We start from the raw sequence: 24,101 nt of genomic DNA on the forward strand, positions 1-24,101 counted from the left end.
AGAACGTCAAGCAAATCTGAAAGGCTGCGCCCCGACGTGCGACCCTCCCCCCTGCCCTTCCGCGCGTGTGCCGCGCTGTCCCTGCTCGCTGTGTGCCTCGCGAGCGCGCCTGCCGTGGCCCAGAAGCTGCCGGATGTCGTGGTGACTGGAGCACCGGTCGCCCCGTCCCCGAACAGCGAGGTCGGCACCGGGCTCTGCATGGCGTCCAACGTGTGGACGCGGGCCGTGAGTGAGTATCCGCAGAGCCAGACGAACTACATGGGTGACCTGAACACATACATGGAGGAGAACCGCGCGACGCGGCAGACCTCCGTGCTGCGCTCCGCTTTCGACCTGTCGAACAACCTGAATGACGGTCGCACGCTCAGCTACGGCGACTTCGTGAACGTGGTGACGGGCTGTCCTATCGGTGGTTGTGGGTTCCACTACAACACCCCGACGGTCCGGTTCGTCTCGCGCTTCCGCGGCTACCTGAACGTCACGCCGGACATGCTCGGGCGCGTCCTGCACTTCGGCTTCTATGCCGACGACGCGATCAGCTTGGTCATCTTCGACCGGAGCAACACGCGCTACAACGTCATCATCCGCCCACCGGAACTCGGTGCGGCGACAAGGCGCACCACCAACTCGGTGACTTTCAACCAGTCAGGGCTGTACCCGGTCGAGCTGCTCTACGTGCAGATCGTAGAGCACGCGGCCCTGGAGTTCGCCGTCCTGGACGGAACGCTCACGGACTTTGATCAGCCCGCGAATCAACCGCCGGTCGTCCCCCTGTCCTCCTCTGGCTTCTCCCTGGTCCAGCCCGCCCAGTTCTACCAGTCGGAGAACGGGCGCCCGTCCTACCCGGCGAACCTGAACCAGTGCGAGCAGTGCAACCGCAACGACGCGAACGCGCAGAACAACAGCACCTGCGGCCCGTACTACTACTGCAACTCCGCCGCGCTCTGCGCGCCCTGCGACTCCGCCCTCTTCTGCGGCGCGAGCTGCTCACCCTGCGGCCAGTCCACGCCCTACTGCGCGAACCTCAACGGCCAGACGGCCTGCGTCCAGTGCACCGAAGACTCCCAGTGCCCCAACGGACGCTGTGACCCGACCGACAACTTCTGCCGCGGATGCAATGACAACGCCGACTGCCCCACCGGCCGCTGCGACCTGACCGACAACTCCTGCAAGGGCTGCGTCAATGATGCCCAGTGCGGCTCCGGCCAGGTCTGCGACGAGCCCACCTTCACCTGCGTCCAGTGCACCGGCGACGAGAACTGCCCCAACGGACAGGTCTGCGACCCCACCTCGAACACCTGCGCGGAGTGCAACCAGGACAGCGACTGCGACCGGGGCCTGACCTGCTCCAACCACGTCTGCGTCCTCTGTGACTCCAACGACGCCTGCGCCGGCAACTCATGCAACTGCTGTCCCAATGGCACCCAGTGCGCCGCGCCCACCCCCGGCGCCCCGCCGTCCTGCGTCGAGTGCACTACCGACAGCCAGTGCTCCAACGGCCAGCGCTGCGACACCTTGAACGGCGCCTGCGTCGACGCCGTCCCGCAGTGCAACACCGCCGACCGCTGCGGCCCCGGCTGCTCGAAGTGCCCCGGCGAGCGCCCCTTCTGTCTCGATGGCGAGGTCTGCGTCGAATGCCGCACCGACCTCGAATGCGGCGACGGCCAGTTCTGCCTGAGCGGTGAGTGCAGCGCCTGCACCACCGACGAGCGCTGCGGCAGCCGCTGCGGCGCCTGCGGTGACGCCACCCCGTTCTGCCTCACCAACGGCTCCGTGCAGAACAGCGTCTGCGTAGGCTGCGTCAACGACTCCGACTGCGGCAGCGGCACCTGCGACCCCACCACGCGCACCTGCTCCAACACCGGCGCCTGCGCCGTGACGTGCGCGGAGGGCCTCGTGTGCGACGGCGCCGCGTGCGTCGAGTGCTTCGCGGACGCCCACTGCCCCTGCGGCGGCACCTGCGACCTCGCCTCCAACACCTGCAGCGAGTCCTGCGCCGACAGCGGCGACTGCCTGGGCGTCGAGTTCTGCTCGGCCGAAACCCTCCAGTGCGAACGCGGCCGCCGCAAGCCCGGCACCGAACCGCAGGGTGGCGCCTTCTGCTGCGGCACCACCGCCGAGGACACGCCCACCGGCAGCGCCGCCATCCTGGTCACCCTCGCCATGGGCTTCCTCTTCCTGCGCTCCGCCCGCCGCGTCCGATGAAGCCTTCCCGCACGCCGCTCCTCCCGCTGCTGCTGCTGGCCCTGTCGCTGTCCACCGCCGCCAGCGCCGCGCCGGATGCGCGCTTCAACCTCCAGCTCTTCCGTCCATCCGGCGCACCGCAGGACCTGGTGATGGTCACCCAGTCCCGGCCCCTGTCCCACCTGTCCGTCGCCGCCGGGCCCTACTTCAGCTACTCCCTCAACCCGCTCTCCCTCGTCCCCAAGGACGGAGACCTGGGCTCCATCAGCCTCGTGGGCAACCGGCTCCAGTTGGATGTCATGGCCACCGTCGGCCTCTTCGACTGGGCCGAAGTGGGCGTGGACATGCCGCTCGTGATGCTCCAGGGCGGACAGAACCTGGAGGTCATCGGCACCGAAGGTCCGGTGGAGAGCTTCGCGCTCGGCGACCTGCGCCTCACCGGCAAGGTGGCCATCCCCGGCCTGCGCCGCTCCGCGGAAGGCCATGGCTGGGGCAGCGCGCTCACCCTCAACGTCAGCTTCCCCACCGGCGTGCAGGAAGCCTTCGCCGGTGATGGTGAGCTCACCTGGGCGCCGGGGCTCGTGCTCGACTACCGCTTCGAGTCCGGCATCCTGCTGGCCCTCAATGGCGGCTTCTGGAAGCGGCCGGACCGCATCTTCAGCGGCGTGAACATGGGCGACATGGCGCCCTTTGGCCTGGGCACGGAGGTGCCCCTGCTGCGCGGCAGCGGCATCACCCTGCTCGGCATGGTGACCGGCGCGGTGGGCCTGGAGAAGGAGCCCGACCAGCCCCGGCAGATTCCCGCCGAGCTGCTCATTGGCCTGCGCTGGTACAGCTCCACCGGCGTCACCTTCACCTTCGGCGGCGGCCTGGGCTGTGGCTGTTCGCTCGCGTCCCCGAACCTGAGCTTCTTCACATCCATCATCTGGGTGCCCGCCAAGACGCGCGAGTGGGAGGCCATCGAGCGCTTCAAGGAGCCGCCCAAGCCGCCCCCGCCGCCCGTCGACCCGGACGGCGACTTCGTCATTGGCGAGAAGGACCGCTGCCCCACCGTGGCAGGCCCGGTGGAGAACGGCGGCTGCCCGGACTCCGACGGCGACAGCGATGGCGTGGTGGACCGGATCGACAAGTGCCCGGACGTGCCCGCTGGTACGCGGGGCCGGGATGGCTGTCCGCTCGCGCGCACCGTGGGCAACAAGATCGTCATCCTGGAGCAGGTGAACTTCGCCACCGACCAGGACGTCATCCTGTCCGAGTCCTTCCCCGTGCTGGAGGAAGTGGCGCGGGTGATGGAGGTGAATCCGAAGCTCGACCGCATCCTCATCGAGGGCCACACCGATGCGCGCGCCAGCGACAGCTACAACCTGGAGCTGTCCAAGCGCCGCGCCGCCAGCGTGAAGCGCTTCCTCATCGAGAGCGGCGTCGCCGCGGAGCGCGTGTGCTCGCAGGGCTTCGGGCGCAGCAAGCCCGTGGCCGACAACGCCTCGGAAGAGGGCATGGCCCTCAACCGCCGCGTCGAGTTCACCATCCAGCCGCCCGTCGAGGGGCCCCGCCCGCCCTGCCCCGAGGACGAGGTGCCGAAGAAGGGTCGCAAGAACACGGCGCCCAAGCCTTCCGCGCCGAAGCCCGCGCCGCCCGCGAAGAAGAAGTAGCTGCCTGAACCTGCGGCTCACCCCGCCGCTTCATGACGGCGGGGCACCCACGCAGCGGAGCAGGCCTACTCGACGATGAAGTCCGCGGCGGTGCGGCGACGGCCGGCCACCACCGACACCACCGCGCGGCCCGTGCCCACGGCCGTCACCCGGCCTTCGGGCGACACCGTCACCACGGCCGCGTTGGAGCTGAACCACTCCAGCGGCACGCGCTCCAGCACCGCGCCGTTGCGGTTGTACGCACGCGCCTGGACCTGCACCGACTGGCCCTTCTTCTTGAACGTGTACGACGTCAGGTTCAGGCCCAGGCGGGCGAAGTCCGGCGGCACCACCTGCACCGCGATGGCGCGGTTCAAATGTCCCAGCGTCGCGGTGACGGTGGCCACGCCCGCCGTCGAGGCGATGAGCTCCCCGTTCTCCACGTGCGCCACCGCTTCATTGCTGGAGCGGAAGGCGGGCATGGCGTCGGGGATGACGTGGCCCACCTCGTTGCGCGCCACCACGCGCAGCTTGATGGTGCGCCCCATCTCCACGAAGTCCGCGCCCGGCGCGCGCACCTCCAGCGTGGCGAGGATGGTCAGGTCCAACGGCAGCGCCGCCTTCGCCCGTCCCCCCTGCACGCCGATGATGGTCTTGCCGGACTTGCGCGCCACCACCGTGCCGTCCTCCAGCACGGAGGCCACCTCCGGCGCGGAGCTGGTCCAGCGCAGCCGCGCGTCCATCATCTTGCGCCCATCCGCATCCAGCACCGTGTACTTCAACGGCAGGTTCTGCCCCTGCGTGCGCAGGTAGCGCAACTCGGGCGGATCCACGGTGATGGTCGTCGGAGACGGGCCACATGCACCGAGGACACCCAGCGCGACGAGACCCCATAGGGAACGGGAAGAAAGACGCAACGTATTCACGATGGCAGGCGAAAAGGGCGGAAGGGAAGACACCGGAGTCTATCGACCCACCGCGCGACGGGCGGGAAAACCACGCCCCTCCCTGTCGAAGTCAGCATGCCTGCACGCCTGCTGACATCTTTTTCGCACATCAGCGGCGCGGGGTCCGGCCTTCCATCGTCCCCAGCACCTGCGCGGCCAGGGCTTCACCCTCCCGCCAACCCGCCACCCGGGCACGCTCCCGGGCCTGCTCCAGCCGCTCGCGCGCCTCCGGCACCCGCCCTCCCGCCACCAGCAACCTGCCGGCGTTGAAGTGGATGCGAGCCACCTCCTGCGCATCCCCGCCCTGGTCGGCCAGCACCAGCGCGCGCTCCAGCTCCGACAGCGCCTGCGCCGGCTCCCCCGCGAGCACCCGCAGGCCCGCGAGCTGCGACAGGGCCCGCGCCTGTCCCACCGCGCTCGCCACCGACCGCGCCTGCTCCGCCGCGCGCGTGAAGGCCACCCGCGCCCGGTCGAGTTGCCCCAGCCGCTGCTGCAACCGGCCCAGCAACAGGTAGTGCTCCCAGTAGAAGTCCGGCGCCCGCGCGGTCCGGTTCCCCATGCGCTGGAAGGCCCGCGCCAGCAACTCCACCGCGGCCGTCGTCTCGCCCTTGGCCTCGCGCACCCGCGCCAGCTCTCCCAACACCAGGGCCTCCACCTCCGGATCCGCGCTCGCCGGGCCCTGCGCCATGCTCAAGCGCACCTCCGCGTCCGCGATGCGTCCCAGCTTCAGCTCCGCGACGGCCAGGCGCCTTGCGGCCTCCGCCCACGTGCCCGGCGTCTGCATCACCGACACGCGGTCCAGCCACGGCGTCACCAGCCCGTCCACGGACGCCGGGTCCACCTGCGTGAGACACCGCGCCGCGCTCGCGAGCACGCCCAACTGCCAGCGAACCACCGCCGCTGTCGCTCCAGGCGCACGGCCCAGGGCCCAGCGGTAGAACTCCACCGCCGCGCGCCACTCGCCCCGCGCCGCGAACCAGTCTCCCGCCCGCTCGCACGCGGCCTGCGCACCGGGGGCATCCGCCCCGAGCAGGTGATCCGCCACCCGCACCTCGCGGGCCGGCTCGCTGGCGAACGCCTCGCGCTCCAGCGTCTCCGCCAGCTCCTCGTGGGCGTTCCGCAGCTGCATGGGTGACAGGCGCTCGCGCAGCACCTGCCGAGCCTCCTCCCGCGTGAAGCGGAAGCTGCCGGGCTGCCGGGGCACCGGCACCACCCACTCGGCGTCGTCGAGCACCTCCGCGCCCTCCGCGCTCGGCAGCGACGCCCGCACCAGCTCCGCGCAGAAGAGCGAACCCTCCACCGCGGCGCGCTGCAGGAAGCGCAGCGACGCGGAAGGCAGCAGCTCCAGCCGCGCGCCCAGCACCTGGCCCAGGTCCTGCGGCAGGGACGCGGCGGACAGCGGCCCGTTGGCCTGGAACCCCTCCTCCGTGCGCTGCAACACGCCCACCGCGACGAGCAGCCGCACCAGGGCCAGCGCATGCGCGGGATTGCCTCGCACCCGGTCCCCCACCGCGCGCTCCAGCGACGGCGACAGGGACGTTCCCAGGCTCGCGGTCAGCAGCGCGTTCAGCTCCGAGGACGACAGGCCCTCCAGCACCGTCACCGGCAACGACGCCAGGGCCGTGGGCACCGCGTCCACGTCGCCCGTGCCCACCAGCGCCACGCGCGTGTCCTTCGTCGCCAGCACCCCGGCGAGCAACTCCAACGACGCACCGTCCACGCGATGCACGTCGTCCACCAGCAGCAACAGGCCCGCCGGCTGCGCCACGCGCCGCAGCGCCTCCACCACCGCTCCGTCCCCCGCCGACAGGTGTCCGCCCATCGGCGCGCCTCGCGCGAGCCTCCGCCAGAGCGCCTGGGCCTCCGCTTCGGAAAGCCCCAGCCCCGACAGCGGCGGGCCCGACACGTCCGTCCCCGTCGCGGCGCGGGACAGCGCGACGAACACCGTACGCACCAGGCCCAGCGCGCCCGCGGACCGGGGGTCTCCGCCCCAGGCGTGCACCACCCGCAGCGGCGTGGCGCCCACGGCCAGCTCCTCCACCGCCTCCAGGAAGCGGCTGCGGCCCACGCCCGTGGGGCCCACGAAGAGCCGCGCGCCACCCTCGCCCTTGCGCGCCGAATCCACCACCGCCCGCGCCTCGGCCAGCGCCTCATCGCGCCCCACCAGGGACTCCACGCGGACCGCCGGAGGCCCCACCTCCACCCGCCACGCCGTGCCGCCGGGCAGCTCGCGCGCCGGGCCGAAGCGCACCCCACCCGCTTCCAACAGCAGCGCCTTCACCGAGGCCCCCACGAGCAATTCCCCCGCCGCCGCCGCGTCCGTCAGCGCGAGCGCCCGCTCCAACCCCATCCCCGCCAGCCTCGGGCCCGCCGCGTCCACGCTGGAGCTCACGCGCACCACGCCGGACTCCAGGCCCCGCCGCACCGTCACCCCGGCGAGCCCCAGGTCCTCCGCGCAGCGCAGCGCCCGCGTCGCGTCGTCCTGGCGCGGCTGCGGCAGCCCGAACGGCAGGCACCAGCGCGCCTCCGCCAGGGACACCGCCTCCACCTGATGGCGCGTCGCCAGCGCCTTCACCATCTCGCGCAGGCGGACCGCGTCCGACGCGTCGCCCGCCACCGTGAGCAGCGTGAGCCGCCGCATCAGCGCCTGCGCATCCAGCGCGCGCATCTTCACCGTGGGGCCCGGCGCTTCGTCTCCCAGCGCCGGGGGCGCGTCGTCCTCCGCACCGAGCGAGGGCGGCTCGGACAGCGCGGCCACCAACGGCGCGGGCACCTCCATCGTCGGGTCGGTGGGCGGCTCGTGCACCGCGCCATCCCCACCCCGCCGGGCCGCGGGGGCCTTGGCGGTGGGCGCGTCCGGGGCATCCTCATCCCCCAGGTGCATGGGCGGCTCGCGCAGCACCGGCATCGACGCCAGGTTCGGCGCGGGCGCACCCGCCGGGGGCGTGGTGAGCGCATTGCCACACGCGGGGCAGAAGCGGTTGTTCGCGCTGGTGGACTGGCCACAGCGCGGACATGACACGCTGGAGGGCTCACGGCCCTGGGGCAGCACCGTTTCGCCGCTGCCCGTGTCGCGCAGCCGCGCGAGCACCGACTCGCCCACCAGCCGCGTCACCACCGCGGAGACTCCCTCGCCCTCCAACTCCGGCACTTCGTCCAGGTAGGCCTGGAGCGCCTTCGCCACGTCGCCACACCGCGCGAAGCGCTGCGTGGGCACGCGGTGGAGCATGCGCAGGATGATCTGCTCCAACAGCGGCGACAGCCCCTCCACGAACTGCGAGGGCCGGGGCACCGCCGCCAATGCAATCCTGCGCATCGCCTCCGCGGGGTTGTCCGTGTCGATGAACGGCCGGCGCGTGCACAACTCCCACAGCACCACGCCCAGCGCGAACTGGTCGCTGCTGCCAGCGACGGGCTCGTTGCGCACCTGTTCGGGCGACATGTACCGCAGCTTGCCCTTGAGCACGCCGGTGCGCGTGCGGCTGGCGCGGATGGTCGCCTTGGCCACGCCGAAGTCCACCACCTTCGTCACGCCGTCCAGCCGCACCATGATGTTCTGCGGGCTGATGTCCCGGTGCACCAGCTCCAGCGACGCGCCCTGGCTGTCACGCGCGTGGTGCGCATGGTCCAGGCCCAGCGCCGCGTCGCGGATCAACTGCGCGCACACCCGGTGGGGCAGCGGCGAGGCCGCCCGCTGCGCCGCGCGCGCCAGCCGGCCCAGGTTCTCGCCTTCGATGTACTCCATGGCGATGTAGAACGTGCCCTGCCACGCGCCGACCTCGTACAGCGAGACGACGTTGGGGTGGTTCAGGTGCGCCGCGACCCGGGCCTCGTCGAGGAACATCTCCACCGAACCCTCATGCTCCAGCAGGTCCGGCAGCAGGCTCTTGAGGATGACGGGGCGCTCGAAACCACTCACACCCACCTGTCGCGCGAGGAAGATCTCCCCCATGCCCCCCACGGCCAGGCGGCGGAGGACCGCGTACCTGCCAAAGATGAGGGACGACGGGGAAGCTGCGGACGCGGACATGGTTCCACGCCCACCGTACCTATCCGCCCCCATCCCCCGCCAGCCCCACCCCCACCCCCGATGCACGATTGGGATTGCCCACCCCACGCAGGGTGCCAGTTCACGTGTGGGCCCATCGCGCACCGGGCGCCATTCCTAGACATGCCAGGACAGTCGGGGTCCTCCTACCGTACGCGTCGTGAGGGGCGTGAGGGTCAGGGGTGACACATACAGCCCCCGCCGCTCCCGCTTCCACCAGGCCCCGGTGCGCTGGCGCTCCTCACGGGAGGTCATCCGGTAGTCGTGGAGCACCGCGCGCACCATGCGGGGCGGATGGTCCGGAAAGGGATTGGCCTCGAACAGCCCCAGGACCTCGGGCGAGCCCTCCAACAGCCGCTCCAGCAGGGCCAGGAACCACGAAGGCGGCCCGCCCAGCGCGGCGAACCACATCTGCCAGTCCAGCCGGGGCTGATGGGGCGCCACCTGACGCGGCGGCCGGTCCACCGCCGAGACCTTGTAACGGAAGGGATACGCCACCCAGTGCTCGCCGTCGTCCGAGCCCTCCACGGTGATCTCCGGACGGTCCACCGTCATCATCGCGAACAGGCCATAGGAGTTCACCGAGTGCAGCGGATGCGCGCGGTCCTCCAGCCAGCCCACCGCCTCCACCACGCGCGCCGGTCCGCGCGGCCACCACCCCATCCGGCGCAGCAGCTCCGTGGTGCCCAGCGCCAGGAACGGCACCGCCGCCACGATGGACAGCGCCGTGCTCAACACCGACGGCCGCCGCGCGGGCCCGGCATCCCGCCACAGGCGTTCGGGGAGCACGCGCCGCAGGGCCGCGTCGTCCAGCAGCCACAGCCCCAGGGCCAGCGATTGGAAGTTGAAGAAGCCGTAGTTGCCCGTGCCGACGATGGCCGCCTGCAACGCCGCGAAGGCGCCGAAGGCGACCTGCCGCACGCGCCGGGGCCCGAAGGCGAGGAAGGGCACCGCCGTCTCCACCGCCAACACCCCCGCGGTGCCCGCGTGGCGCACCCGCCGTGGAAGCTGGTGCGCGGCCCAGCCGCCCCGCGTGGGCAGGGGCGCGGTCTCGAAGTACACGTCGCACGCGCTCAGCTCGCGCCACGTCCGGTCCCCCGAGTGGAACTTGCTCACCCCCGAGCCGAAGTAGAGCCGGAACACGAGCATCCGGAAGAGGAACACCTCCAGCGCGGACACGTCCCGCTGGCCTGGCCCGGGCCTCAGGCCAACCGGCGCGGTGAGCGCGCCCATCGCCCCCATCTCCAACAGCAACACGTCCCACTGGAACGACAGGAACTCACGCCCCAGGGACACATAGGACAGGTACAGCGCCCACAGCGCCTTCGCGCTCAGCGCCGGGGCCACGTCGAGGATGAGCGCCAGCGACAGCGCCTGCCCCACGCGACACCCTCGCACCAGCGCGGCGTCGGACGCGTCGAGCCAGAACACCGACGGCCGCCGCCACTTGCCCTGCGCGGCCCAACGCTCCGAGTCCGCCACCTCGCGGATGGGACGGATGCCCTTCTCGCCATAGAGCCCCAGCACCTGACGGCCCAGCGACGTGAAGGCGATGAGGAAGGTTCCCCCCAACAAGCGCAGGAAGGCCCAGCGCACCAGCCGGTGACTGGCGGGCTCCGTCACCCGACTGAACAGCCACGTGTCCAGGCGCGACGCGCGACGCCGGTTGCGCGCGATGACCGAATACACCGCGCCCGCCCCCTGCTTGATGCCGGGCAGCAACCCCAGCCGCGCGGCGAAGCGCGTGCCCAGGTGAGGCGACCAGGCGAGCATCCGGAAGACCGCCTCCGCCCCGGACGAGCGACGCCCCGAGGGTTCCACGAGCTGCATGGCGCGCCGCATGTCTGACTTCGGAATGCCCAGCAGCAGTCGCAGCCACCCGCTCGCGCGAACGAAGCGCACGCGCCCTTGCGTGTCACCGCGCCAGCGCTCCACCCAACGCTTGCAGAAGCCACAGTCCCCATCGAACAGCACGAGCGGTCGCATCGCGTCCTCCATCGCCACCCATCAAAGGTGCGTGCGGCGTGGAAGATGCGAAGGGGCCCGCTGGAAGGGCTGGCGAGCAGCGGGGCGGGCGCCCGTGTCATCCCGTCATCGGTGCCTACCTTTGTCCGCATGAGCGAGCCCAAGGCCCAGGCGAAGAAGACGGATGAGGTCGTCCCGGGAGTGCATCACTGGACGGTCGAGGATGACCGGCTCGGCGGCATTCGCAGCGACGCGTACGCGGTGGTGGATGAGGACGGCACCGTCACCCTCATCGACCCGTTGCCCATCGACGAGAAGGCCCTGCGCAAGCTGGGCGACCTCGAAGCCATCGTCATCACCGCGGGCAACCACCAGCGCTCCGCGTGGCGCATGCGCAAGGCGTTCGGCATCCCCGTCTGGGCTCCGGAAGGCGCGCAGGGCCTGGAGGAGAAGCCAGATTTCGAATACGTGGCCGGCCACACGCTGCCCGGCGGCCTCAACACCTTCCAGACGCCCGGCCCCACCGAGGCCATGTACACGCTCTGGATGCAGAAGAGCCCGCACGCGGTCATCTTCATCTCCGACCTGCTGTCGCGCGAAGGGCGAGGCACGCCGAAGTTCGTCCCCGGCGAATACCAGGACGAACCCCTGCGCACCCGCTCCAGCATCCAGCGCATCCTGGACCACCTGCCCATCGAAACCGTCTGCTTCGCGCACGGCGCGCCCATCATCAAGGACGGCGCCAGCGCCCTGCGCAAGGCCCTGGAACAGGACGACGAATTCCCGAGCGCCCCAGCCCCCGCCTAACCGTGCAGCTCGCGCACCAGCACGTGGCCCGCGTCCTGGCCGGGAGGCACGAGCTCCAACCGGGCCCCCGCTTCCGCGCGGTCCAGCAGTGAGCCCAGCGCCGCCAGGTCCGTGACGGGGATGCGCGTGGCGGGAGCCTGCTCCTCGCCGCGCGACATCGCCTGGGCGACGCGAGCCTCGTCGCCGAGGTCGGTCTCATAGACGAAGGTGCGCTCGTCGTAGTCGTGTCCGCCAGGGACCCGTCCCACCAGTCGCATGGGCCCCAGTCGCGTGTGCACACGCACCGCCGGGTTGTCCCACTGGGTGACACCGCGCAGCCGCTTCGCTCGCACCATGCCCAGCGTGAGCGTCTTCACCCAGGACGACGCGCCCCGCCCCGGCAGGAAGCTGAACAGCGACACGCCCACGAACAGGCCCGGCGTCAGCGACGGCGCCACGTAGCAGGCCGCGCCGATGGCCAGCTCCTCGTCCGCCAGCAGCAACCGCTCGCGCGCGGGCGCCTTCAACAGCCTCGCCGGACAGCGCAGCAGCCCGATGGCGCCGGGCAGCAGGTACAAATCCGACAGCACCCAGCGCGGCACGCCGATGCCACCGAAGGCGAGCTGGTTGAGCGTGAGGTACTGCCGCGCCAGCTCCGCGTTGTGCTCCGCCAGCAGGTGCGTCACCGGGATGCCGGCGGGTGCCAGGTCCAGCGATGGCACGTGCACGCCGGAGCCCAGCGCCTGCAACGACAGCTCCGGGTTCGCCGCGAAGAAGGCCTGTGCCAGCGGCGCGAGTTCACCCGCCATCGGCTTCGATGTCCTTCGCCACGGCGTCCAACCGGTACTCAGCGGGAAGCTGGATGCGGCCCGCGTCCACCGACGCGCGCGACACCAGACACCGCGACGAGCCGCCGCCCTTCTCCGTCAACTCCGGCATCGGCATGGGCACCACGCGCATGCCCAACCCCTGCACCAGGTCCACCACGTGCGGAGGCATCACCGTGGGCGCGAGCAGATCCCTGCCCAGCGGCAGCCCGTTGGTCGCATAGCGGCGGATGTCCGCTTCCGTCACCCGCACCAGCCGGTTCGCGCCGAAGCGCTGCTCCAGGAGCGCCACCGACTCCGGCGCCATCACGTCCGGACACACCAGCAACCGGTCCACCGCGGGCAGCGGCAGCACCGCCATGTTCCCGTGGAACGCGGGCTCGCGCACCTGCAAGCGCAGCACCTCGCCGGGGAAGTGTCGCGCCGCGTCCTCCAATCCCTCCCACGTGGTGCGACCGCCCCAGAACAGCAGCGTCACGCCGTCGAACGTCGCCACGTCCCCGTGCGCCTCCCAGACGCCCGGGCCCGGCTCCACCACCTCCATGCCCATGCGTCGGGCCAGCGGCGCCCAGTGGTCGCGTTCCGCGAAGCGGTGCACGCTCATCATCCGGGGCAGGAGGAACAGCGGAGCCTGCCCCTCGCGGGCCACCACCTGACCGCACTCGGCCGAGTAGGGCATGCCCGTCAGCACATCCGAGGGCGAAGGCAGCGCCACCACCGTGCCTCCGCGCGCCTCGATGTGCCGCGCCAGCGTCAGCCATTCCCGCCTCGCGCCACGTGCGTCCGCGGGCGCGGCCTCCCGGCTGCGGAAGTTCGCGCGGCCGCGCAGGGCCCAGCTCCGCCCCGGAGGAGACATCAGGAAGAGGTCCATCATCCTCTGGCTTCTAGCCGTCGGACGGGAGCGTCACAACGCATCCCCCTCGCGACGTCCGGCCGCCCGACGCCCGGCCGTCCAACGCTCCACAGTGCACCGGACGCAGCCACCGTCCCCGTCTCGCGTCCAGGGTGCGGACCACCCCGGGGCCCGCTCGGCCGCCCTCTCGTTTTTCACCCGTGGGGGCTCCTCACGCTCCCAGTGCGCGAGGTAGTCTGCGCGCTTTTTGAGCACCAACGGGTTGGGGCTTCATGCACTTTGAATCGGCCTTCGTGCTGCTCTTCTCCATCGCGACCGCGGTGGCGATCGCGGCGCGCTACTTCAAGTTTCCGTACACGGTGGCGCTGGTGCTGGCGGGCCTCGGCCTGGGCGTGGTGCACATCTTCGAACCGCCGCACCTGACGAAGGAATTGCTGTTCGCGGTGTTGCTGCCGGGCCTGCTGTTCGAGGCGGCCTTCCACGTCGACTTCCGCAAGTTCTGGAAGAACAAGCTGACCATCACCTCGCTGGCGATTCCCGGCGTGGTGGCGTCCATGGGACTCACGGCGCTGCTGCTGTCACCGGCGATGAAGGGGATGAACTACCTGGAGGGCTTCGGCCTCATCCACGCGATGGTGTTCGCGTCGCTCATCGTGTCCACGGACCCCATCGCGGTGGTGGGCCTGTTCAAGGCGCTGGGTGCGCCCAAGCGACTGGCCATCCTGGTGGAGGGCGAAAGCCTGCTCAACGACGGCACCGCCGTGGTGCTGTTCATGCTCGTCGTGAGCGTGGCCAACGGGGAGAAGTTCACCGTGGGCGGGGCGACCTGGGACTTCATCAAGATCGCCGGCATGGGCGTCGTCATTGGCGCGGCGGTGGGCTTCGTGGTCGCGCAGGTCATGCAGCGCGTGGACGACGCGATGGTGGAAATCACCCTCACGATGATCGCGGCCTACGGTTCGTTCGTGGTGGCCGAACACTTCCACTACTCGGGCGTCATCGCGACGGTGGTGGCCGGCATGCTGTGTGGCAACTGGGCGGCACGGCTGAGCATGAGCCCCACCACGCGCGTCGCGGTGGAGAGCTTCTGGGAGTACCTGGCGTTCGCGCTCAACTCGGTGGTGTTCCTGCTCATCGGTCTGGAGGTGGAGCTCACGTCGCTCCTGGCGTCGTGGCAACCCATCCTGCTCGCGTACGTCGCGGTGCTCGTGGGCCGCGCGGTGGTCGTCTATGGCGTGTCCGGCCTGTTGCGCTTCACGTCGGAGCGGCTGCCGTGGAGTTGGAGCGCGGTGCTCACCTGGAGCGGCCTGCGTGGCGCGGTGTCCATGGTGCTGGTGCTCGGTCTTCCGGCGGACTTCGCCCACCGCGAGATGCTGGTGAACATGACGTTCGGCGTGGTGGTGCTCTCCATCATCTTCCAGGGCCTCACCGTCGCTCCGCTCCTCAAGCGCCTGGGCATCACCGGCATCAAGGACATCTACCAGGAGAAGTACGAGCTGGCCCGCGGCCGGCTGGGCGCCATCCACGCCGCCATCGCGTCGCTGGAGGCCATGCGCCGCTCGCGCGAAATCCCCGTGGACGTGCTGGAGCCCATGGAGCGCGACTACCAGGAGAAGGCCCTGGCGGTGGAGCAGGAGCTCGCCGCGCTCAAGCAGCAGTCCACGCGCTTCCACGAGGAGGAGCACCAGGAGGCCGCCCGACGTGTCCTCATCGTGGAGAAGGACGCCCTCTTCGACGCCTACCAGAAGGGCACGCTCAACAAGGAGGTCTTCGAACACCTGTGCGCGGAGCTGGATGAGCGCATCGCGAAGACCAAGGACGCGGAGGCCCACGTCCCCATGGAGGACGCCCACGCCACTCCAAAGGCGCTGGCGTCCTGAGCGGCCCGCTACTCCTGCGTCCGGGCGAGCTGCGCGATGAAGTCCAGCTCCGCCCGGAGCGCCTCACGCACTGACGCCGGAAGCGCGAGTGCATCGATGTCCCGCGCCAGCTCCCGGGCGCGGGGCACATCCCCCAGGGCCACGGCCAGCTCGGCCCGTGCCGCGAGCGCCCGACCGCGCTCCTCCACCGTTGCGGCCTCCGCCTTCTTCAGCGCGACATCCAGGACCTTCGCCGCCGCGACGTCGTCGTTCTTGAAGTCCCGCAGGCGGCGGGCCGTCTTCAGCGCCTTGGCGAGGAGCGACACCGGCTGTGCCTCCTCCTCTCCATGGCCCGAAGGCTCATCGCGCCGGATGAACATCACCGAGTTGCCCGACGGGTCCACGACGGTGAAGCGCGTCTGCCCCTCCTTCATGCGCGTCACGCGCGGCAGGCCCTTGAGGGGAATCCGGCCGTAGGCCTTTCGCAACGCCTCCGCGAAGGTCGCGTGCAGCGCCTCCACCTCCTCCACGATGACCAGGCAACTGCTGAAGGCCGTCTGGGGATCCAATCCCTTCAGCCCGAAGAAGTGCAGGTGGGCACCGCCGCGCCGGGTGGCCGCGTAGGGGTTCGGGTTGCGCTGCTGGTACGTCACCTCGAAGCCCAGGAGGCCGTAGAACTCCAACGTCGGCTCAATGGCGACGCACGGGAGCAATGGAATACAGGAGTCATGTTTCACGGGCGCCCTCCTCCGGGGTGAGGTCCTTTTCGAGCCGCAGTCGCGCTTCGCGCACACCTTCGACCGCGGCGGCCAGCAGTCCCGGAGCAAGGCCTGCCCCCAGCCTGTTCGCCCACGCGGCATGCGCGGCCTCCACCTTGCGCAGGGCGCGACGGCCCGCCGTCGTCAGCGAGAGCAGCTTCGCGCGCTGGTGATGGGGGTTGTCGACGTAGGCCACGAAGCCGTCATCCACGAGCGCATCCGCCGTCTGCCGCACGCTCTGCCGGGCAAGCCCCATGGTGCGCGCCACCGCCGCCACCGTGGCGGGCCCGTGGTCGATGACGCCCAGCACCTGCCAGCGCGCGCTCGTCAGTCCCGCCGGAGCGCTCAGCCGGTCTCCGGCCTGGAGCAGCAGTCCGTTCAACTGGAACACCTCCAGGATGAGGTCGGTGAAGGCGGCGGCTTCCTTTTGAAGTGACGACATGGACAGGACCCTGTCAATTCGACAGGACCCTGTCAACCCATCGGACGTCGGATGAGGACGCCGACGACCCGAAATAAATCCTGCCCTCGTATGACAAGGACCGGGCCCGGTATCGTCGCGGCGTTGCGAGCGGGCCGAGCCCTCAGGAGACGTGACGCATGCGGTGGACATGGAGCATCTGGGTGGCCTTCTCCCTCCTGGTGGGAGGCTGCGCTCCGCTCGACTTCTCCGAGTTCGCCCCGCAGCACCCTGCCCGCTCGCGCATCCTCCCGGAGCCTCCGGGCGCCGCGTGTCCTCATGGGGGACAGGCCCTCCAGACGGGGCTCGACCTGAACGAGGACGGAGCGCTGGGGGACGACGAGGTCACCGCCACCGAATACGCCTGCGCCGATGCACCGACCCTCCACCCCACGCCCGCGCAGGTGGTGGTGCGAACCCGGAAGCTCGACCCCGGCACCCCGTGCCCGGAGGGCGGAGAGGTGACCCAGGCGGGCCTCGACGTGAATGGCAACGGCACGCTGGAAGACGAGGAAGTCACCCGCGAGGTCCCCACCTGTCAGCGCGCCGTGACCGTGCTCACACGCGTCCGTCCGGTGGCCATCCATCTCCTCTGTCCCTCCATCGCGACGGTGCTGGAGGCTGGCGAGGACGTGGACGGCAACGGCGTGCTCGACCCCGCGGAGGTCCAGGCCGCCCATCCCTTCTGCGAGGTGGACACCACCCGACTCCGGTTCCAGCTCCAATCCGAGCCGGCCGGAGGACTCTGCGGGCGCCTCGGCACCCGCGTGGACGCCTACGGCGACCTCAACGGCAATGGCCAGCGGGATGCCGCCACGGAGCCCTCCATCGTCCTCACCGTGTGCCAGCCCGTGCGCGTCTACGAGGGCACCTACGTGGTGGTGGACGCGACGGACCTCGCGGCCCTCCAGGGCGTCACCCGCGTCACGGGCAACCTGCGCTTCACCGGTGAGACGCTGACGCAGCTCGTCCTGCCGGAGCTGTCCGCCGTCCAGGGCTCCCTCGACATCGAATCCAACCCACGGCTCACCCACGTCAGTCTGCCCGGCCTGCGCTTCGCCCGGGACGTCTCGCTGAATGACAACGCGGTGCTCGACACGGCGGCGCTCGGTGACGCGGCCGGGACGCAGGTCTCCGTGGACCGGAACCTGTTGGTGAGCAGCAATCCCCAGCTCGCCTCCCTCGACGGACTGCGCGCGCTGACGCCCCGGAATGAACTGGGCGTGTCGGACAACGCCCTGCTGGAGACGTTCACGTTCCCCTACGTCACCAGCCTCCCCGGGGGACTCACCGTGCAGCGCAACCCGAAGCTGCGCACGTTCGACCTTCCCGCCCTCGCCTCCGCCGAAGGCCTCTCGCTGTCCCAGAACGCGGCGCTGGAATCCCTGGCGGGACTGGCCGGGCTGCGCACCGTCGAACACCTCAACATCTCCTCCAATGGCGCGCTGACGTCGCTGGCGGGGTTCGACACCCTCATCTCCGCGAACTCCATCACCGTGGCCCGGAACGCGCAGCTCCAGACGATGACAGGCTTCCTCCCCCGCCTCATCCGCGCGGGCTCGGTGCTCATCGGCGACAACGCCGCGCTGGAATCCGCGGGCGGCATGTCCTCGCTGCGGACCGTGTCGGAGTCGTTCTGGCTGCGCGACAACGCCCGCCTGCAACGGGTGACGGACCTGGAGTCCATCGAAGCCATCTACAGCCTCACCGTGGAGAGCAACCCGATGCTCACCGACCTGGGCGGCTTCGGGCCCTTGATGCGGCTGGAGCGCCTGTCAGTCCGCTACAACCGGGACCTGCAGGAGCTGTCCCGGCTCAATGAGCTGCGCTACCTCCAGTTCCTCAACCTCACGGACAACCCCAGCCTCACCGGCCTGGGCCTGGAGTCGCTGCTCGCGGTGGAGCAGGGGTTCTCCGTGGAGAACAACCCCCTGCTGCCCACCTGCCGCGTGCAGCAACTGGCGGACCGCGCCTACTCCGGTTCGCCCTCCGAGCTCAGCATCATTGGCAACAACAGCCAGACGCCCTGCCCGCCGTAGCCACCGCGCGCACCGTCAGCTCGCGCCGCCCTCCACCCGCGACTGGAGCACCGCGCCCAGCACCGCCGCGGTGTCCTCGCGCAGTCGCGTCAGGTGCGTGTAGAGCACGTCCTCCACCTGGGACACCGCCTCCGGGGGCGCGCCCGCCTCGCGCAGACCCGCCAGCACCGCGTACGCCGCCGCGCCCAGCGGCCCCACGTAGCCGCGCGACTCCTCCCAGAACTCCTCGAAGCACGGCACCGCTTCGCCCGCCACCACGCGCGAAAGCCGCCCCAGACACACCTCCCAGTAGGCCCGGTGCGCGTCGCGGGCCGCGTCCTCCACGAACGGCCCCTGACGCACCTGGACCCGCGTGCCCCCATCGTCGGTGGGGTGGAAGGTCAACTCCGCCCGGGTGCGTCCTGACGGCAGCGGCCCGCCCTCCCAATCCATTTCAAGCGCCAACGACCTTGGCGGCTCGGCCTCCACGAGGCAGCCCACCTGCGCGAACGCACGACCCAGGGCGTCGCGCAACATCACCCGGTAGGGCTGGCCCAGGGCGCCTGGATCCGGCGCGTGCGTGCGGTGACAGCCCGGCGGCGCGCCGAACCAGCGGCGGATGAGCGCGGGCTGGTCGAACGCGGGGAACACCGCCTCCGGAGACACCGGCAGCTTCCACTCCAGAAGGAGGTCGCTCACGCCTGGGCCCCCGAGCGCGTGCGCAGTTCGAACCGGGGCACGCGGGAGAGCTCCGCCTCCGGTGCCCGGTACTGCTCCACCACCAGGCTGATGCGCGAATCCTCCAGCCCCTTCGCGCCGGAGGAGATGGCCTCCACCTCATGCATCAGGTCACCCCGGAACATCACCAGCGCGCGCTCCTGCGGAGTCAGCTCCGCCACCCGACCTCCCCGGTGGTACAGCCGCAGCGCCCCGCCCCGGAGTTCCTTCGGAACCTGGACATACAGCACGCTCACCGCCACCGGGCACCCGATACTGGGACCGTAGAATTCAAGACTCCGGTCGATGTGTGCCGCGACCCCCCGGCCCTCCCCCACCAGCAGCGGGTTGAGCAGGAAGGCGTTGCACTCCGGCAGCAGCGTCCTGGCCAGGTACGGCGCGAACGCCGGAAAGCGCCGCGTCACGTCCGGAAGGGCCTCCCGGCGGAACGTCAGCGAAAAGCCGTACGTGCCGGAGAACTGGTCCGACAGGTTCGACCCCCCCAGCAGCGACGAGCCCAGGATGGCTGCACGGATGGAGGCCGTCGTCTCCTCGGGCAGGGCCTCGGGAGTGCGGTGGAAGAAGGTGTCGAGCCGGAAGGCCCCACCCCACGGTGGCTGGAAGCGCATGGCCCCGGAGTCTACCCACCCGCCCCGCGCCCGTGCACACCGCCCCCGCCGCAACGCGGCAATCCCTCTCAACACGACGCGTCAACCCAGGACAACACGGCGCGTCAAGGAATACATCATTTTCGCTTATTTATCAGTTATCACGCCTTAGTTGAATTCTCCGGGCTCCCACCTTGCGGCGGGAATGAATCCCGACTTTCTTCGGACAAGCTACGAAGTCCCCTTCGCAGCGCTCGCCGTCCCACGCTCCTTTCCACCCCACTGGAGTCCTCATCCATGAGCCGCAGCAGACTCACGGGAATCGTGCTCGCGTTCCTGGCCGCCAGTTGTCTGGCGGTTGATTCCGAAGCCGCCACCTCAGGCGTCACCCCTTCTGGTTCGTCCGCCATCTTCTACGTCGACACGACGGATTGGGCAGACATCCACTACAAGCTGAACGACGGGCAGCAGCTCAACATTCGCATGGCGGTGACGGGCGGCCGCAACCAGTACACGGTGACGGGCCTCGCCACCGGCAACTTCATTGATTACAACTTCACGTACTGGGATGTGTCGTGCGCCTGTGCGCGTGACACGGCCTGGGTCCGCTACACGCATACGGGTGGCACCAATCCTCCCGTGGACGCGGGCACCGGCACGCCGGACTCCGGTACCGGCACGCCGGACGCGGGTCCTCCCCCCAATGGCGACGCGGGCCCCGTGGTGCCGCTGTTCACCAGCGCCACCGCGCTGGAGCCGGCCACCGTCGAGACGACGTCCACGGCCATCATCACCCGCATCGGCGACCGCGTTCGCGACCGCCACATGCGCGAGGACATGTACCAGGCCTACGACCACTACCTGCGGCTGTACTTCGAGAAGCGCACCCACTGGGTCGAAATCGTGGACGAGGTGGCCAAGGGCGGCAATCAGGTCACCGTCAACCTGTACTCCATCTACCCGTACGACAGCCCTGACTTCCGCGCGTTCTTCCGCGGCCTGAACACGGTGGCGGAGTACTTCCACAACGCGGACTTCGTGAAGGTGAGTGACTACAAGCACACGGCCTCGGTGAACTTCAACGCCAAGGAAGGCCGCGCCATCCGCATTGGTGACCGGATGGAGCTGGAGATTGGCGTGTTCCTCCAGGCGCCGGTGGAAGGCCGCTTCAACTACTACTCCTCGGGCATGCTCTACATCGTGGGCCAGGGAGGCCTCGTGCCCTTCGAAGGCCAGGGCGCCATCCGTGACTCCTTCGCGCTGCCGGAGAAGGCGTGGCAGGGCGGTCGTGGCACGCTGCACACGCCGTTCTCCAACGAACCGGACAACCGCTTCCTGCAGATGGCCACGAACCTGGCGCCGGTGAACGCGCAGCCCTTCGTCGAGGGCCGCCGCATCCACCACACGAACTTCAAGGACGGCACGCACTCGGAGCCGGACAACCCGGTGTTCACGGCGCACATCAACAAGCTGGGCAACAACTTCGTCGCCTCCTCCTGTGTTGAATGCCACAAGCAGAACGGCCGGGGCCTGGCGCCCTCCACGACCAACACCACCCTGACCAACTACGTGGTGAAGGTGGGCAAGGTGAACGGCAGCACCGTGACGGTGGATCCGGCGCTGGGCTTCCGCCTGCAGCCGCGCGCGGTCAGCGGCACGCCCGAGGCGGACGTGCGCATCAGCGGCTGGACGAACACCAGCGGCACGCTGCGGGACGGCACCGCGTACAACCTGCGCAAGCCGAACTACAGCTTCGTCAACGTGACGCCGACGAACTTCTCCGCGCGCATCACGCCGCAGCTTGTCGGCATGGGCCTGCTGGAGGCGGTGCCGGAGTCGCAGGTGGCGGGTCTGGCGGATCCGAACGACGCCAACGGCGACGGCATCTCCGGCCGCATGCAGACGGTGCGGGACCCGGAGACGGGCGTCACGCGCCTGGGCCGCTTCGGTTGGAAGGCGGGCACGGCTCGCGTGAAGCACCAGGTCGCCGACGCGTTCAACAGCGACATGGGCGTGACGTCGAATGTGTTCAAGACGCAGGACTGCGGCTCGTCGCAGCAGGGCTGCGCGGGCACCAGCGCGGAGCTGAGCGACGGGGACCTGGACAAGATCACCCGCTACATCGCCCTCCTGGGCGTGCCGGCGCGCCGCGACCACAGCGACGCGCAGGCGATGCAGGGTGAGACGGTGTTCAACAACGCGGGCTGCGCGAAGTGCCACGCGCCCACGCTGACCACCAGCCAGTACAGCGCGATGACGGAGTTCCGCAGCCAGACCATCCACCCGTACACGGACCTGCTGCTGCACGACATGGGCACGGGTCTCGCGGACAACCTGCCCGAGGGTCAGGCGTCCGGCGCCGAGTGGCGCACCGCGCCCCTCTGGAGCATTGGCCTCACGTCGGGCGTCAGCGGCGGCGAGGGCTTCCTGCACGACGGCCGCGCGCGCAACGTCACCGAGGCCATTCTCTGGCACGGCGGCGAGGGTGAGGCCTCCAAGCAGGCCTTCATCAACCTCAGCACGGCGGACCGCAACGCGCTGCTGAAGTTCGTCAACTCGCTGTAATCGCTTCCAGTCGAGAAGACAGACGCCGGGCGGAGGCCACCGTGCTTCCGCCTGGCGTCCTGTTTTCAGGGGCCCGGGCGCGTCACCGGGGAAGGTGCAGATTGAAGTGGAACATGTACCGCACGGAGAGGGGCTTGCCGTCGAGGGTCGCGGGCGCGAAGCGGCTGCCCCAGAGCGCCTTGAGGGCCACCGGGGTCATGAGGGGCAGGCTCTTCAGTGAGTGGCAGTTGCTGACGCCTCCTTCGCGGGTGATGACGCAGCGGATGGCCATCTGCCCCTGGATGCGCTTCTCGATGGCCTCCCGCGTATAGGCGACTTCCTCACCCGACAACTTCTCCGGCCGGGTCATGGACTCGGAGGAGAAGATGGGCACCTGCGCGGCGGCCATCAGGGGTGAGACCGCCCCCTCCTCCGCGAACCAGTAGGCCAGACGCCACCCCGCCGACGTTTGCACGAAGTCCACGGGGAACTCCGCTTCGAGACCGTCCGCTTCCGCTCCGGGCCGGAGCTTCACCTGGACGGTGGCGAAACCGTCATCGGTGTTGGGAGGGCTCTTGACCTCACAGCGAAGGGGCTGGGACGGGGGCGGCGAGGGCGGTGGAAACTCCGGATGGGCCTGGAGGTACGCCAGGTCCTCGGGCCGGACGGAGTCCTCGGGACGCATGTCCGCCGGGAAGAGCGACAGGTCGGGCCTGGACAGCAGACCAAGCTCGCAGAGCCGCCGGGCCTTCTCGGTGATTTCTCCTTCGGGCCCCCGCACGCTCGCGGCGATGGAGGCGCAGCCGCTCCCCAGCCACGGGAGCATCAGCAGCAACGACAGACGGATGACTCGGGATGCACAGGCATTCATGTCCCGGCGCAAGCTACCAGGGCCCGGTGCTGCACGCTGGCGCGTCACCTGCTGTCCTTGGGGTTTCAGGGCTCCTGGCGCGGCGGAGGGACACCTTCTTCGCTGGGCATGCCTGCACCACCGTCCCTCCCCTGCGCCTCGGCGGCACGCTCGGCCTTGAGACGCAAGGAGACCGGCCGCGAGCCTGCCATCTGGAGTGACAGGGTCAGCTCGATGCACGCGGGCCCTTCGGGTGGGGTGAACGGCTCCGCGAAGACGACGAAGGAGACGTCCCTGCCGAACCATTCCCCTTGGGTCAGCGTCACCAGGTCGTCCCGGGTCGCGGGCTCGGGGAGGACGTCCGCGACCAGCGTCGGGAATGCCGCACCAGTCTTGCAGTCGGTGATTCGGTCGACGCCCAGGGAGACGTTCTCGATGAGGCGCCGATCCAGGGTGGTGGGGCTTCGCGCGCCAATGAGGGCCCGTCCGGAGACAGTGTGCCCGTCATAGAGGACGTGCTCCAAGGCCAGGAGGGGCGGCTCTGAAGGCGGGAGCGGCTTCTGGAAGCGTGCGCAGGAGCTTGCCAGCAAGAGCACGCTGGTCCCTGACACCATGAGGGTCCACGCCTTCATCGCGAGCCTCCTTCCTGGACCGGGCAGTTCCTCAAGGAACCATCGTGCCCTGGCACACCCAGGTCGTGCAGCTGTCCTTCCTGCAAGGCGTCCTCATCGTGACGGAAGCCGCAGGAATGGGCGAGTTCATGGACGAACGCATCCTCCGCGCAGCGAGCCGCACGCCGGGGATCCTTGAACTGGCGCGAACACCAGACGATGAGCCGGTTCGGGGCCTCGCAGGAACGATGCTTGAGATGCCGAGCACCTTCCGGCCCGAAGGCCGACGCCGGTCGTGTGCTGCGCACTGAGCTTCCGTCATCGCATTGCATCGCACCTGGATCCGGGAACACTGCTGCGTGACACACGCGCGCAACCGGTCGTCCTGGATGGACTCCGCCGTCTCCTGGCAGGCTTCGACGGAGGGCAATCCCT

Annotated in this window: 18 protein-coding genes; 7 read left to right on the forward strand and 11 right to left on the reverse strand. The window is 70.1% G+C overall.

Annotated features, from left to right (window positions below; all coding sequences use genetic code 11):
- The first annotated feature begins 36 nt into the window (after positions 1–36).
- Together traA and traB are read left to right on the forward strand one after the other, a co-directional pair.
- On the forward strand, positions 37–2,205 hold the full coding sequence (traA, locus tag OV208_RS03175) for an outer membrane exchange protein TraA family protein (RefSeq protein ID WP_267572308.1): 2,169 nt from the start codon (positions 37–39) through the stop codon (positions 2,203–2,205).
- Entirely contained in the window at positions 2,202–3,836 is a 1,635-nt protein-coding gene (gene traB / locus OV208_RS03180) for an outer membrane exchange protein TraB (protein ID WP_267572309.1), read from the forward strand. The genes traA and traB overlap by 4 nt, the downstream gene beginning before the upstream one ends.
- A gap of 65 nt (positions 3,837–3,901) precedes the next feature.
- Here the strand turns inward: traB and OV208_RS03185 are convergent, their stop codons facing one another.
- The 3 genes from OV208_RS03185 to OV208_RS03195 all read right to left on the reverse strand — a co-directional run bounded on the left by OV208_RS03185 (position 3,902) and on the right by OV208_RS03195 (position 10,796).
- Positions 3,902–4,648 carry an Ig-like domain-containing protein gene (locus OV208_RS03185; RefSeq protein WP_267572310.1) on the reverse strand — a complete coding sequence of 249 codons (747 nt, stop codon included), beginning with the start codon at positions 4,646–4,648 and terminating at the stop codon, positions 3,902–3,904.
- A 223-nt stretch (positions 4,649–4,871) separates the two neighbouring features.
- Positions 4,872–8,792 carry a protein kinase domain-containing protein gene (locus tag OV208_RS03190; protein ID WP_267572311.1) on the reverse strand — a complete coding sequence of 1,307 codons (3,921 nt, stop codon included), beginning with the start codon at positions 8,790–8,792 and terminating at the stop codon, positions 4,872–4,874.
- 135 nt (positions 8,793–8,927) lie between these two features.
- The gene (locus OV208_RS03195; protein ID WP_267572312.1) at positions 8,928–10,796 is read right to left on the reverse strand and encodes a lipase maturation factor family protein; all 1,869 of its coding nucleotides are present in this window, start codon (positions 10,794–10,796) and stop codon (positions 8,928–8,930) included.
- 129 nt (positions 10,797–10,925) lie between these two features.
- Between OV208_RS03195 and OV208_RS03200 the strand changes: the two genes are divergently transcribed.
- Entirely contained in the window at positions 10,926–11,582 is a 657-nt protein-coding gene (locus OV208_RS03200) for an MBL fold metallo-hydrolase (RefSeq protein ID WP_267572313.1), read from the forward strand.
- On the opposite strand, the gene OV208_RS03205 is transcribed toward OV208_RS03200, so the two are convergent.
- Together OV208_RS03205 and OV208_RS03210 are read right to left on the reverse strand one after the other, a co-directional pair.
- Positions 11,579–12,370, reverse strand: a complete 792-nt coding sequence (locus OV208_RS03205) for a hypothetical protein (RefSeq protein WP_120540967.1) — start codon at positions 12,368–12,370, stop codon at positions 11,579–11,581. The genes OV208_RS03200 and OV208_RS03205 overlap by 4 nt on opposite strands.
- Positions 12,360–13,262, reverse strand: coding sequence for a dimethylarginine dimethylaminohydrolase family protein (locus OV208_RS03210; protein WP_267572314.1), 903 nt, complete (start codon positions 13,260–13,262; stop codon positions 12,360–12,362). The genes OV208_RS03205 and OV208_RS03210 overlap by 11 nt, the downstream gene beginning before the upstream one ends.
- A gap of 251 nt (positions 13,263–13,513) precedes the next feature.
- On the opposite strand from OV208_RS03210, the gene OV208_RS03215 reads away from it, so the two are divergent.
- Entirely contained in the window at positions 13,514–15,121 is a 1,608-nt protein-coding gene (locus OV208_RS03215) for a Na+/H+ antiporter (protein ID WP_267572315.1), read from the forward strand.
- An 8-nt stretch (positions 15,122–15,129) separates the two neighbouring features.
- On the opposite strand, the gene OV208_RS03220 is transcribed toward OV208_RS03215, so the two are convergent.
- Together OV208_RS03220 and OV208_RS03225 are read right to left on the reverse strand one after the other, a co-directional pair.
- Complete coding sequence (locus OV208_RS03220) at positions 15,130–15,837, reverse strand: VOC family protein (protein WP_267572316.1); 708 nt, start codon at positions 15,835–15,837, stop codon at positions 15,130–15,132.
- The gene (locus OV208_RS03225; protein WP_267572317.1) at positions 15,827–16,300 is read right to left on the reverse strand and encodes a MarR family winged helix-turn-helix transcriptional regulator; all 474 of its coding nucleotides are present in this window, start codon (positions 16,298–16,300) and stop codon (positions 15,827–15,829) included. Before OV208_RS03225 ends, OV208_RS03220 begins: the two co-directional genes overlap by 11 nt.
- A 158-nt stretch (positions 16,301–16,458) precedes the next feature.
- On the opposite strand from OV208_RS03225, the gene OV208_RS03230 reads away from it, so the two are divergent.
- Positions 16,459–18,357, forward strand: coding sequence for a DUF7151 family protein (locus tag OV208_RS03230; RefSeq protein ID WP_267572318.1), 1,899 nt, complete (start codon positions 16,459–16,461; stop codon positions 18,355–18,357).
- Positions 18,358–18,372: 15 nt separating this feature from the next.
- On the opposite strand, the gene OV208_RS03235 is transcribed toward OV208_RS03230, so the two are convergent.
- Complete coding sequence (locus tag OV208_RS03235; protein WP_267572319.1) at positions 18,373–19,035, reverse strand: SRPBCC family protein; 663 nt, start codon at positions 19,033–19,035, stop codon at positions 18,373–18,375.
- On the reverse strand, positions 19,032–19,682 hold the full coding sequence (locus tag OV208_RS03240; protein ID WP_267572320.1) for a 2OG-Fe(II) oxygenase: 651 nt from the start codon (positions 19,680–19,682) through the stop codon (positions 19,032–19,034). The genes OV208_RS03235 and OV208_RS03240 overlap by 4 nt, the downstream gene beginning before the upstream one ends.
- A 276-nt stretch (positions 19,683–19,958) precedes the next feature.
- Here OV208_RS03240 and OV208_RS03245 point away from each other — a divergent pair, with 276 nt between their 5' ends.
- Positions 19,959–22,226, forward strand: coding sequence for a di-heme oxidoredictase family protein (locus tag OV208_RS03245; protein WP_267572321.1), 2,268 nt, complete (start codon positions 19,959–19,961; stop codon positions 22,224–22,226).
- 82 nt (positions 22,227–22,308) lie between these two features.
- Here the strand turns inward: OV208_RS03245 and OV208_RS03250 are convergent, their stop codons facing one another.
- Positions 22,309–23,076 carry an energy transducer TonB gene (locus tag OV208_RS03250; protein ID WP_267572322.1) on the reverse strand — a complete coding sequence of 256 codons (768 nt, stop codon included), beginning with the start codon at positions 23,074–23,076 and terminating at the stop codon, positions 22,309–22,311.
- Between the two features lie 65 nt (positions 23,077–23,141).
- On the reverse strand, positions 23,142–23,687 hold the full coding sequence (locus OV208_RS03255) for a hypothetical protein (RefSeq protein ID WP_267572323.1): 546 nt from the start codon (positions 23,685–23,687) through the stop codon (positions 23,142–23,144).
- 44 nt (positions 23,688–23,731) lie between these two features.
- Here OV208_RS03255 and OV208_RS03260 point away from each other — a divergent pair, with 44 nt between their 5' ends.
- Positions 23,732–23,977 (forward strand): hypothetical protein, encoded by a 246-nt coding sequence (locus OV208_RS03260; RefSeq protein ID WP_267572324.1) that lies wholly within the window; start codon positions 23,732–23,734, stop codon positions 23,975–23,977.
- Positions 23,978–24,101 lie beyond the last annotated feature (124 nt).

The sequence above is a fragment of the Corallococcus sp. bb12-1 genome, assembly GCF_026626765.1.
Lineage (GTDB): Bacteria > Myxococcota > Myxococcia > Myxococcales > Myxococcaceae > Corallococcus > Corallococcus terminator.